We start from the raw sequence: 11,805 nt of genomic DNA on the forward strand, positions 1-11,805 counted from the left end.
TTATGGACTTACGGAAATTACCTTGCGAAAGGAGGCTGTTTCAAGTCAATTGGGTCCAATCGGAGGTCCAATTAGGTGGATCTCTGGGTCCAATTAGACGTCAGCGGACAGAGTTCCCGGAGGTCACCATTACCCAATCAAGCGGCAAAATCACGCGGCGGCACAGCCGTCAGAAATCGACCCGAGGCACCGATGCGAAGGGTGAGCGTTTCTTCCTTCAGGGTAAGCGGTGGCGGCTACCGCGTGGACTCACTCAGCAGGATGTCGAGACTCGCATCACGCGTCTCAGGGAACTGTGGAGTGATCATGAGTGTTTTTGCCTGAGCCAGGTCTTCATCGACCCGGTCGTATTAGCGAGCCTTCCTGAATTCGCATTAGAGGCTGAGGCGAAGCGATTTCTGAAGCAGCGAACTGCCGCCGCTGAGGCCAGCCAAGAGAGCAATGCAGACTCCCCCGCTGGGGAATGGTCAGCGTTCGGGGTTAGCGGACGAAACGGTGGCGTAACGACGGGTGATAAAACGGCCCAATGGACGCCCCTTGCCTTGTGGATTGCCGAGCAAATCAAGCAGGGCGTTCGGCCACTTCCACTTCCGCCATTGCCAGAGTTGCTCGACTCCGTCTTCCGCGACAACAAGGTCGATTACCGCTTTGGGCACTTTGCCAAGGTGTTTTCTAGCCCTGCTGAGTCACATCCGCCAACAACAGCCGAACTACGCTGGCAGGATGCATTTAATTTGCTCAATCGCCTCAACGAAGCCTACCCGTCGGTGTCGTGGGCCATGTCACAGCATCACGTTGACGAAACGGCTCAGTTCCACGAGCGGGCCGCGAGAGAAGCTATCGTCACCACCGCCAAGGTACGCTCCCAAACGCCACCTGCGGAAAAGATACCGCTCATCACGGGCACATTCCACGATGCCGTCCGAGAATATACGAAGAAACGCATCGCTGATTTCACCAAGGGCGGTGAGTTCGATGGCAGCGGCCACCATATGGTTGGCCTGATTGAGAACTTCGCGAAGCGACAGGCAGATGTGCCTCTGGCGATGTTAGATTTCACGCGGTGCCAGGAGATCTTTGACTTCTGGAGAAACCGTCCAATCAACCTGAGGTCAGACGAGCCACTCTCGTTTACGCACTGTTCCAGTCACATCGGCGAACTCAAGCGGTTCTTTAAATGGCTGCACACTCGCGACAAGTTTGCCTGGAGGCGGCCAGAAGACTTCGACTTGATTGAAACCAAAGTCCAGCGCCTATCCTCAGATCGACGTTCCATCCAGGACATCGAGCTCAAGACATTCAGCATCGATCACCTCAAACTTCTCTACAAGCACGCCTTGCCAGCAGAGCGATTGAAAATGATCTGGTGCCTGAATTGCTCGCATGGTGCGGCCGAGATCGGCCGAGTCGAATGGGAAGATCTGTCCTTGCACCAACCTCACCCATGGACGAAGGAAGGTCTCGAGATCGTCAGCAGCGATAACGACTCTTGGTGTGGGCTTCTCCGACCCAAGACTGACGTTGTCGGTTGGTGGTGGTTGTGGCCGGAGACCGTTCAGTTGGTCCAGTGGTGGAAAGCTGATCTCGAACGACGACTCAAACGACCACTGAAGTCTTCCGAACGAATGCTGCTGACGAGCACCGGTAGCAACCTCTACCGCGATTCATCCCGCAACGCCCAGTCCTCGTTCTCGAATAAATGGAGTCGATTGTGCTCTCGGGTTAACAAAGCTGAGGGGAAAAACGCAGTTCCCGGGCTCCCCTTCGGCACGCTCAGGGATCAGATGAGCAATTGGCTGGGCGGCGATCAGAACCGTGCCGTTCTCGCCAGCGTTGCACTGGCTCATGGGATTCCCCACAAGGGCGACAAGCTGCTCTTCAAGCATTATTCGAACCGGCCATGGGCTCATCTCTTCGAAGCCCAAAAAGAATACCGTCAGCTGCTTCAGCCGATCTTCGACGGGGTTCCTGACCCACTCGCAACTCACGATCCGCTCGCAGGCTAGATCGTTGGGCTTTAGGAACCCGACTCCGCCGCTTTGGTGAGCGCGAGTGCAGTTCCGCGGGCATGTTCTTGTCCTGTCCGTGCCTGGCGGGAAATCATCAGATACGTCCTGAGGATACTATCGGCGGATCCCGTGCCTGGCCTCAGAGGTTGACTCCAATGGATCTGGGTTTCTTGATGCGGGTCAGTTTCTTTCAGCTGCCGCAATTATTCAGTTGACGTTGAAGGACCACCTCGGGGCGCTTCTGGTCCGTTTTGAAGTTGGTGGCACGGGATCAGGCGATTGGGCCTGATCTAAGTGATTTCTTCGGATGCCGGGCCAGGGGGCGCTGTGGTCCCTTTTGAGTTTTTCTCGGCATTTTTTGCCGGTAGCTACAACCGGTGATCTTCGTGATCTCGGCTGGCTGCAAGAACCGATCTAGGATCGCGCTGACGCTGGGGACATCACCGATCAACTTGCCCCAGTCCTCCACGGTCGGTTCGTCGCCATCATCACGCTACGAACCTCGTGGCGGCGCATGATGATCTCGAAGAGATATTCGCCCGAGCGCTTCGGCAACTGCTTCATTCCCATGTCGTCGATGATCAAAAGGGCCGGTTTGAGGTATCGTGCGAGCACCTTCTCTTCACCGCCCATCGCCTCGTCGTCCAAGAAGTCTCGCACCACGTCAAAGATGCTGCGGTAGTAAACCAACGCACCGCTGCGGATCACCGCGTGACCGATCGCCTGCGCCAAATGACTCTTGCCCGTGCACGGCGGGCCGCACATCAGTACGTCCTTGGCACCTCACAAGGAGCGACGGCTGGCTAAGTCAAACGCCTTCGGTCGGTCGATACTGCTAGTGAACGAAAAGTCAAAATCCTCGAGTCGCCGAACATCGCGAAAGCCCGTGCGACGAACACCACGCTCGATCTTGCGGTCGTTCCGCACCAGTGATTCATCGGCCAGCACCAGTTCTAAGAATTCTAAAATGGGTGAGCTTACTAGTGGTCGTCTTGGCAAGACGCACCTCCAGCGATTCGGCCATGCCACACAAAGGTGAACGAACTGGTCGTAATCAGCCAGCGGTCGGATCAGTTCGTGGTCCTCCAATAACGGCATCAGTTCCTGAACCGGTCCACCGCGCTTGATCAACGTGCGAATCGTCCGCAGTCCGAGGTCGCCATGGCGCCACGCGATCTCGCACGCTTGTTCGATCTCTTCGCAGCGATGCCGGTTGGCCAGCGACAACAGACCTTGCAGAACGCGGTGTCCGGCGATTCCGCGACTGCGCAGCATCGCTTGGCTCCACCGAGTGCTATTACCCCCTATAAACGCGACCTCTCTGAGCAAGTACGCACCACCACGTTCGACGGAGTTGATCTTCTCGCTGGCGATGTGCTGAGTCTTGGTGTTGAACTTTCCCTGCTCGCTGCGAGCGAACACGGCAATGGTTTCTAAGTCGTTGTCGAGCAGACGCACGGTGCGAGCGTCCCACCTCACCCAAACTTCGCGGCCAACATATTCAGGCGGCGCACTGTAGAACGCGCGGTCGATCGCCACGTGACCGTCGCGGTTGACCTTGCGTCGTGCCTCGGTAAAGTTGGCGAAGCGATCGCTTCGCACTGACAACATCGTGTCCTTCTCCGACGCACTGAAGTGTGCACCGACTTGCTTGCGAGTGGTTCCATGAATTCGCAAGCCAGCGACCGTGGATTCCCAGTGTGCCAGGAAATCGTTCAGCTCGATCAGCGACTTGAACGGTCGGCCTCATAGTGCGTTCTCCTGAACGTAGTCGACACCGTGTTCGACTTTGCCCTTGTGGCGAGGCGTGCAGGCCTTCGTCGGCAGGATCGTTGTGCCGTAGTGCTTTTTCAAAGGCACGCAACTTGGGCACCAGTTCAGGGTCATACCAATCTGGCTTTTTTACGGCGGCGCGAAGGTTATCAATGACGACGGTCTTGGGGACGCCACCGAAATGCCAAAACGCATTCTCCAGTGCCGTGAGGAAATCATCGGTGGTCTGACGAAGGACGACCTCGGCGTAGCGCTCGCGTGAATGACTCAGCACATGGGTTCGCATATTCTTGCCATCTTTGCCGCTGACCGGCGCGCCGGTGCCGAAGTCAACTTGGGCTTCCCAGCCTGGCTCGACTTCGATGCGTCTAAACGCGGTCGGTTTTTCGGTCTTGAGTTTCTTGACGAAGCGGCGAACGCTCCAGTAGCTGCCTCGAAAATCATGTTCGTCTTGCATGTCTTGAAAGATCCGCAGGGCGTGCAGTCCTTGTGGTATTTGGCTTCGATGATTTCAAGAAACGGCTCGCTGTCGCTGGCCGAAGTGGCGGCAACCGTAGCTCCCGATTTCAGATCCGCCGTAACGTCTGAGCCGGTGGGCGCGGTGGTACCGCTTGACTGCGGCTCGGCTTGATCGCTGGTGCTGGCAACGGCCAGATGTCGCCGAACGGTCTTGCGATCGACGCTGAGCGTTTCAGCGACCTGCCGCTGCGACTGGCCCTGTTGATGCAACTTCTCGATGGCATTGGATTTCGTCACGCTTAAATGATTGGCCACAGCCTGCTGCTCTCCGTCTCGCAACGTGCAAAACGTCCAACAGTAGATCGGCCAACCCCCTCACAATGCGGAGGACTTTCAAGCGTCCATCACTGGTCCCTTTTCACCGCCCCGCGACATGTCACTGAGTTGACAGGGAAAGGCCACTGGGTATCATGGGGCCCTAGGGTCCCCCTTGTCCCGGAGGCCTTTTGTGATTTAACAACTCTAAACAGTCGCGAGCCGCGACGGGAACGAAAGTGCGATGAGCAAGAAAGAGCCAACCGCGAAGTCAGAAGGCAAAAGCCAGACCAAGCAGCTCAAGGTGTTCCTCTCGATCAATGAACACGCTGTGGTTACCGCGGCAGCAAACATGCAGGGGATGCAGGTCGGCGAATACATGAAAAAGGCAGTGATGGATCGGGCCAAGATTGACGCGAAAAAAATGAACGCGATCATCGACTCTCTTTAAAATCCGGAGTTTCACAAGAGGTTCGTAAGAATAGTGTTAAATGACGCTGAGCAAGGAACGCCGAACGTCTCCAGTCCCTTCACCTTTGTCCGTTAGGAAAGTTCAATTGCCATGCCGGAGTATCAGAAGAAGCCCACCCACACACCGCACGTGGAGGAGCACGAGGACGCCCTCGGTGAGTCCTGTGGCAAACACGAGTCCGACTACGCCCCGGAAGCCAAGTACCTCGCAGCCGTTCAAGATGTGAAAGCACTTGGACGTCGTCCTGTGGACTGGATGAAGAGGGAATTGCTTGCGGGGGCTGCAGGCGATGATCGCCGGAACTGGGCTCAACGGAAGGTTCTGAAAAACGATCCCTCATTTTTGCTCCAACCCTACGATCGATTGTCGGGAAAGGACCACAAATCCACCGTTCGCGAAGCACGAGCCTTCGATTACCTCAGCCGCCGTCACCTGCTCGCGATGCACGCGACGACGGAAAAGAGCACTCCTGAGTACAGGGCGGCGGCGAGTGCGACGGTCTGCCCAACGAGCCTTTATCAAACGTCCACCCAAATACCACACACGTACCGATTCGTCCGCAACTGCAACGTGTGCTTAAATCCATGGGTCTGCCCTCACTGCTTCGCACGAAAGATGGAAGAGGCCTTCCAAGACGCAGCGTGCCGCCTGGAGGAGCAGCAACCGAGATACATTGTTATCCTGTCACAAACGTGCAGCATCGCACTCGCTGATGAGGATCTGTGCAAATCAGAGCGTGCAGCGATGAGATCATCCCTCCAGTCAACAGCAGAGATGCTGGGCGGAACCGGCGGATTATGGACGGTTCAGCTAGGGCCAGTTCTGGAGCAAAAACAATTTTGGGCGGCGAACGAAGCTTGCTACGAGAATACGGAGGAGCTTGCCCTGCGTGTCGCGGTAATGGCATATATCCCCAATTCCCTCGCCTCGCTTACGAAGTTAAAGCAGTTTTGCGTGGGAAATTACGTCGCTCCCCCGGGCGTCTACATCGACTTGATTGAAGCCGGGCAAGTCGGGGAACTCCGGGCTGTCATGGTCAAGTGCCGAAACTCAAGCGAGCCGACAGTAAAGTTAAAGAATAACCCCCATGGACTGTTCCACTGGCCAACAATGACCCTCTGCTCGCCTCAGCAGTGGCACACCCGATTTCACATGACTCATTCCCAGAAGTCAGTGCGGAAGTGGGGGGATTGGTGTCAGACGCGAACGGCACGGCCTCGCGTCAAGCCTCGTTCAAGATCCCAAGAAACGCGAGAGCGACTGCTCGAAGCGGCGGGGCCCATTCTGGCCACGTTCGGCTATCCCGAAGTGCCAATGCCCGGGAGAACCATATTGCGAAAACTGCTTGAGGATGCAGGTATCAACGCGAGCGAAAGGGAGGTCCGTTGGCTCATCACTCAAAACCTTCCGGTGGGGAGCCTATCGTGATCCACAACATTCGATCTACCTACGTGCCGTTTCTCGACAAACTGCTCGGCGGTGGAACCGCCCCGACTGGCGTCTACGGCATTTTAGGCCCAACTGGCGTCGGGAAAACACATCTCGCGAGCATGATCGCATGCAATGGGGCTACCCGCGGCTCAGCTTTCCAGGACAGGTGCCACTGCTCCTTTCCCTGGGTGTTGCTCGATATCGAGACGGATTTTTGCATGCTGAAGCAGAGGGTCTTGTCCCATAGTGCAAAGATCGATAGAGATAACTTCGGGTGCCTTTCTGACCACATCCAACCCTACGAACAAGAAAGACACTCAGAGTTACCAAGTCAACAAAGCAAGCTTGTTTCCGAAATTGACCGTTATTGCCATGTACTTGAAGTGCTGTCGCGTCAGCTGCATCCGATATGCATCGAAGACCTATATGAAAACGGCCCTGACGGTCGCAATTGTAAATTCACGGATTTTCCTGAGTGGATTGCCGCCCGCGTCGGTGAACTCAGCTCAGTAAAGCCGCTTGGCGGCATTGTCATTGACGGCGTGTGCAACGTCTGGAACTATTCCTGGGAATCAAGCTCAAAGTCAGAGCGAGAGTTTATTCAAGACTTCGTCGACAAATTTTGTCGTGAGTTATCCATCCGAGAACAATGTCCGGTTTGGATCACCCATCAAGTTAACGGCACCGCCTGCCATGCCTCACCGTTGGCCAGTCTCTCGCATCATGACTCGGCCCGATGCAAGTCATTTGCACGCTCGCTCGATGCTTGCTTCGTTCTTGGCTCCCCTTCTGAAGAGAGTATGTTCGCAATTCAGTGCACAAAGAGCAACTCAGGTTCCGCAAAACTAGATCGACTGGTCCTCAGACATGACAAAGACTTCGCCACCATCGTCGAAGTCGACGACTACGATGAAGACAAATACCATCAGACATGGAAGCAGCGTCCTAAAGGCAATTCGTTGCTTACCCAAGGCGAGCTGGAATCTCTTGATGAAATGCTAGAGCAACTTCGAGAAGCATAGCGTGAAGAACAGGTGAGTGGTTCACAGCACCGTTGTGTAGTTCCACTCGGGAATAGCTTGATCGTGGACAATTTGTCGCTGAGATTTCATCTCGTCGCTGATTTCCTGTCCGGTCTGGTATACACAGCGAATGACGTTCAGTTCGCTCGCAACCCAGTTCGAGTGCTCGTCTGCCGCATGAGGTCAATGACCGTGTCGAGAGAATCAAGTAACCGGCCCGAGCAAGTTCGGCCTACAGCCAAAAGAGCCGACGCTCGATCCGATAGTATGTTCTGCAATAGCTCGGCAAATGAGCCACACGGATCGGAAACCGCCGTTAGTCCTTCGTGGACAAAGTCGCAAAGTAGGCGTTGCAACGCTGCTCGGAGGCTTCGTCGAGCTGATTTTCAAATACAAGCGCCATCCGTGACACCTGGGAACAGAAAAACGGAAGTGTTGACTTCAACCGACACGTTACCGGATGTTCCTAATCTCGTCACCTTTGGTTCACGCGATGCTAACTCACCCTCGTGGTACGGTTTTCAACAGAAAAAGTTTCCTATAACTAAAGGCCTTTATTTCTATAATATAGACTCAGCAGTCCCTGAAAGTAATAGGAGTAAGCGTCTTTAGTTATAGGAAAGTTTAAAATGAGAGAACCGTACCACGCTCACGAAGAGAGTGAATCATCTGAAATCCAAGTTCTCATCGCTGAGCCTGAGTTTCGTTAAATCGCTTCTTGACTATTCAGTGTTGACGATACTCCTGAACCGCGGTGAGGAATCACGTCAACATGACGATACGGAGTCCTGTGAACCTGACAAGAAACTCGACGCTGAGTATCATCACAACGTCTGTCCCCAGCTTAATCCATGCGCGGCCATTCAAACCTGAGCATTGCCTTCACAGGGATTGCTCGATTTGCTCTGGTGACTGCCTGGCGCCCAATGCAGGCGTTCTGATGCCTCACAAGCTCTGATCGCCCCACGAGCCGCCTCACGGCCCCACGCGGCGTCATACGCCGCACAAGGCCGGCTGACGGCCTTCTCAGTGTTCGTTACCACGCTGGCTACTCTCCCATTCTCTGGTGCTCGTCATCGTACTGACGAATGATTTGTTCATCCAGCTTCAGGGCAACGGCGATTTGGGTGAAACAGCTCCCACGCAAGGCGGTAAAACCCTGCACCGAAGCAAGCTTCCGGGCCTAAGCTACGAGCATGACTCGGCTGGCAACGCTCTTGCCGCGATGGTCAAACCGGCACTAATCAAATTTTGCCATCTTCGATCTTTCTCTAATGCTCGTGTGCGAATGATCGCCAGACGCATCATGATGCACCCCGACTCTTGCTTCACGGCGCTGTTCACCGTCACTTACCAAGGGCGAACTTTGATCGCGGGTGCCTGATAGTACGCTGGCCACCATTTTGCAATGGCATCGTTCGTCCCACATACATGCTCATTGCACGCTCATTGAGCAAAGTCGCGGCGGTTGACTTCCCTGATTGGCCGCTGGCCCCTAATTTGTTGCCAGCGGTTTTGCACGCTGGTAAACTGTATCTGATGCTACGCGTTCTCGCTTCGGTAACTAACGGCGTCGGCAAATCGTTCCGTTTCAAGAACTAGCCGATGGCATTTCCACTCAAGGGCTCAACCGCGATCTCCGTTGACGGTGTCGCGTACCGCTGGCGCATTCGTTCTCGTCTTACGTACGATCAGCAGGTTGACGCGCCAATGACGTTTGCCGTCCAAGCCACTGGTGACCCACATTGCGTCCTTCACGTGACAACCAATCGGGTGCGTCCGGATTCATCGTGCTCCGATGGCCCCGTCGCTATCACACCTCAGTTGGTTGCAGATTGCATCCGTGCGGCATTGTCGGATGGATGGAATCCTGGCTCGGATGGCAGTGCGTTCAAGATCTCTGCCGTCATTCCGCGATGATGGGGGAAAAAAACGGTTTTGGGGTAGCGGCCCTGTGAGAACGCCTGGGTTGTCAACTCAACACAAACATTTGCCTTCACAGGGATTGCTCGAATCGCTCTGGTGACTGCCTGGTGCCCAATGCAAGGCCACGTGATGCGTCGCGAGCTCTGGCTCTTCAAAAACTGCTTGAAGCCACCAATTACCAATGCCAAGTCATTCACGTCCTAAGCACCCTAGCCACACCCACTCACTTTGAAATCAACCCGTTCACCTTCGCGATCCTCGTCTTGATCGCTTTGAGCTCTTTGCTGATCTCCGGTCGAAGGGTCGGATTCGCTTTCAGGTGCAACTCCAGTCATCGGTCCCAGGCCCACAAGGTTCGCTTTGGTACGCCCTCGAACACTTCACCCGTGATGACAGTGGGCTTGCGGCCACCTTCCTGACGGCGACCATGGCGGGCGATGATCTCCGCTTGAAGCCGGTGGCTGCTCCACTTGCCCTTGAGTGGTTCACGGGTCAATCGATCACGCTCTCAGCCTCTGGGGACGCTGATGAGCCGGATAAAGTGGCCGATTGAAGGAGCATAGCTTTACTCTCGGAACTGCTTGAACAATTTGCCCAGCTCAGGTCGAGCGGCGGACGCGGAGAATCATCGCTCGGCGATTGAGTCAATCTCGCCAGTTCCAAGCGGACCACACACACTCACTCACTTCGCAATCAATCGGTTCACCTCCACGATTTTGCTTTTGAGCGAGTTGAGTTCTTTGGTGAGTTCGGGCTCCAGCTCCGGGTTCGCTTCGAGGTGAAGTTCTAGCCAACGACGCCACGTCCATAGCATTTGTTCCAGCTCAGCTTTGAACGCCTTGCCTGAAACGACTGTCGGCTTGCGGCCACCTTCTTGCCGGCGACCATGGCGGGCGATGATCTCTTTCTGAAGACGGTGACTGCTCCAACGGTTGGTCAGAGCGTCCTGAGTTAGACGATCACGCTCTTTTCCCTTGGGAACGCTGACCAGCTTGACAAAATGGCTGATCGACAGGGCATGGTTTTCTTTCCTGAACAGCCTGAACCAAGTGTTCAGCTCGCTCTTCATGTAACCCGTGTCCCGCGATGCCATCGCACGTAGCTTTTGAGCGGTATCACGATTGATCCGGTACTTCTTTGCCAGTTCAGCAATGACTCCAGGCAGTGAAGTCGGGCCGCATTGTTTCCGGATGTCCTTGCCGATGTCGTAACGCTGCTCGATTGTTTTGATCGCTGCTTCGACTGGATCATTTCGTTCGGTCTTTTTCATGTTTTCTGCAATCATGCTGTTGGAGTTCACCTGCCGACAACAATACGCTACAATTCCAATATCCAGATTTTAATTGTTGGGGCTTTTTGAAGAGTAGTACAAGGTGGGCTGGGAAACCAGAGGCAGCGACAGGAAGTATTTTTACCGGAGCGTGCGTCTGTCGGACGGACGCATCCGCAAAAAGTACATCGGCACCGGCGTTTTGGCTGAAGTTGAGTCACAGTGGTTGGCGCGTAAGGCTGCGGTCCGACGCCAACTAAGTGAAGAGCGTCAGCAGACTGCTGCTGCAGAATCGCTGCTCAAACGGCACCTTCGCAGTACGAGCGATGTGACTCATTCCCTCATGCTTTCAATCGGATACGCCAACCAACGATCTCGAGGATGGAGAACCTTAAAGATGATTGAAGCAAACGAAGTCGACAATGAAAACGTTCCTACCGCGACTGAGGACAATGAGCCTTCATTCGCGGATCTACGCGAAGCCGCTAGTCAGGGTGATCCTTCGGCGATTCCAGCCTTGCGACGGATTTTGCGTCAGCACCCGGAGTATGTCTGGGCCTGCGGCGACTTGGCTTCGCAGACCCAGATTGAGTGGATCAACTTGATTGCCGGACAAAATCTTTTCTGGCGGGAATGCCTGCTGCTGAAGATGGCTGAGCACAAGCGAGAACTGCTGGCCGAGACGAACGGTACGGTGGTCGAAAAGATGCTGGTCGACCAAGCCGTCGCGACCTGGCTTCAGGTTTACTTCCACGAGGGACGTGAAGCCAAGAGTCCCGCAGACAACGTCCAGATCAGCGAGCACCGACTGAAGAAGATCGAGTCGGCGTTCAACCGCCATATGAAGTCCCTGAACGCTCTGGCATCAATGAAGTCGATCAACTTTACGAAGAGTATGGTCGAGGCGATGAAATCGGTCGCTCAGGTTTCCGACAACGAGCCAACCGAATCAGTTTCCAGCCCTGAAGATCAGCCAGGTCACAATCGGCTCCGCGAGTCGTTCAGTCGAGCGTTCGAGTCGGCTCCGATGAATTGATTGGCGGCGATCGGTGGAGCAAATGCTGCGGTCGTGATGCTGATGATACGTAACCGTCCACCCGCACCATTCGGCCCGGTGGATTGACGGCT

At 55.0% G+C, this 11,805-nt stretch carries 8 protein-coding genes and 2 pseudogenes; 7 read left to right on the forward strand and 3 right to left on the reverse strand.

The window, feature by feature from the left end; translation table 11 throughout:
• The first annotated feature begins 2 nt into the window (after positions 1-2).
• Positions 3-2,006 carry a hypothetical protein gene (locus SH410x_RS29045; protein WP_473673190.1) on the forward strand — a complete coding sequence of 668 codons (2,004 nt, stop codon included), beginning with the start codon at positions 3-5 and terminating at the stop codon, positions 2,004-2,006.
• 274 nt (positions 2,007-2,280) lie between these two features.
• On the opposite strand, the pseudogene SH410x_RS29050 reads toward SH410x_RS29045, so the two are convergent.
• Positions 2,281-3,620, reverse strand: a pseudogene (locus SH410x_RS29050) (ATP-binding protein).
• 424 nt (positions 3,621-4,044) lie between these two features.
• Here SH410x_RS29050 and SH410x_RS29055 point away from each other — a divergent pair.
• The gene (locus SH410x_RS29055; RefSeq protein ID WP_473677450.1) at positions 4,045-4,413 is read left to right on the forward strand and encodes a hypothetical protein; all 369 of its coding nucleotides are present in this window, start codon (positions 4,045-4,047) and stop codon (positions 4,411-4,413) included.
• A 74-nt stretch (positions 4,414-4,487) separates the two neighbouring features.
• Here SH410x_RS29055 and SH410x_RS29060 read toward each other — a convergent pair.
• Positions 4,488-4,556 (reverse strand): annotated as a pseudogene (locus tag SH410x_RS29060) (hypothetical protein); the annotation flags it as partial.
• Between the two features lie 244 nt (positions 4,557-4,800).
• Between SH410x_RS29060 and SH410x_RS29065 the strand changes: the two are divergent.
• The 4 genes from SH410x_RS29065 (at position 4,801) to SH410x_RS29080 (ending at position 9,960) form a co-directional block, all read left to right on the forward strand.
• Complete coding sequence (locus tag SH410x_RS29065) at positions 4,801-5,007, forward strand: hypothetical protein (RefSeq protein ID WP_473673192.1); 207 nt, start codon at positions 4,801-4,803, stop codon at positions 5,005-5,007.
• 111 nt (positions 5,008-5,118) lie between these two features.
• The gene (locus SH410x_RS29070) at positions 5,119-6,456 is read left to right on the forward strand and encodes a hypothetical protein (protein WP_473673194.1); all 1,338 of its coding nucleotides are present in this window, start codon (positions 5,119-5,121) and stop codon (positions 6,454-6,456) included.
• Positions 6,453-7,481 carry a hypothetical protein gene (locus SH410x_RS29075; protein WP_473673196.1) on the forward strand — a complete coding sequence of 343 codons (1,029 nt, stop codon included), beginning with the start codon at positions 6,453-6,455 and terminating at the stop codon, positions 7,479-7,481. The genes SH410x_RS29070 and SH410x_RS29075 overlap by 4 nt, the downstream gene beginning before the upstream one ends.
• A 2,245-nt stretch (positions 7,482-9,726) precedes the next feature.
• Positions 9,727-9,960, forward strand: coding sequence for a hypothetical protein (locus tag SH410x_RS29080; protein ID WP_473673197.1), 234 nt, complete (start codon positions 9,727-9,729; stop codon positions 9,958-9,960).
• Positions 9,961-10,089: 129 nt separating this feature from the next.
• Here the strand turns inward: SH410x_RS29080 and SH410x_RS29085 are convergent, their stop codons facing one another.
• A complete protein-coding gene (locus SH410x_RS29085; RefSeq protein ID WP_473673199.1) occupies positions 10,090-10,677 on the reverse strand; it encodes a hypothetical protein in 588 nt (195 codons plus the stop codon).
• 397 nt (positions 10,678-11,074) lie between these two features.
• Between SH410x_RS29085 and SH410x_RS29090 the strand changes: the two genes are divergently transcribed.
• Positions 11,075-11,713 carry a hypothetical protein gene (locus SH410x_RS29090; RefSeq protein ID WP_473673201.1) on the forward strand — a complete coding sequence of 213 codons (639 nt, stop codon included), beginning with the start codon at positions 11,075-11,077 and terminating at the stop codon, positions 11,711-11,713.
• Positions 11,714-11,805 lie beyond the last annotated feature (92 nt).

The sequence above is a fragment of the Rhodopirellula sp. SH410 genome, assembly GCF_055811895.1.

Bases quoted from the DNA above. Each gene is read 5' to 3' on its own strand.
- SH410x_RS29045 (WP_473673190.1), top strand. From the start codon at position 3: ATGGACTTACGGAAATTACCTTGCGAAAGGAGGCTGTTTCAAGTCAAT.
- SH410x_RS29055 (WP_473677450.1), top strand. From the start codon at position 4,045: ATGACTCAGCACATGGGTTCGCATATTCTTGCCATCTTTGCCGCTGAC.
- SH410x_RS29065 (WP_473673192.1), top strand. From the start codon at position 4,801: ATGAGCAAGAAAGAGCCAACCGCGAAGTCAGAAGGCAAAAGCCAGACC.
- SH410x_RS29070 (WP_473673194.1), top strand. From the start codon at position 5,119: ATGCCGGAGTATCAGAAGAAGCCCACCCACACACCGCACGTGGAGGAG.
- SH410x_RS29085 (WP_473673199.1), bottom strand. From the start codon at position 10,677: ATGAAAAAGACCGAACGAAATGATCCAGTCGAAGCAGCGATCAAAACA.
- SH410x_RS29090 (WP_473673201.1), top strand. From the start codon at position 11,075: ATGATTGAAGCAAACGAAGTCGACAATGAAAACGTTCCTACCGCGACT.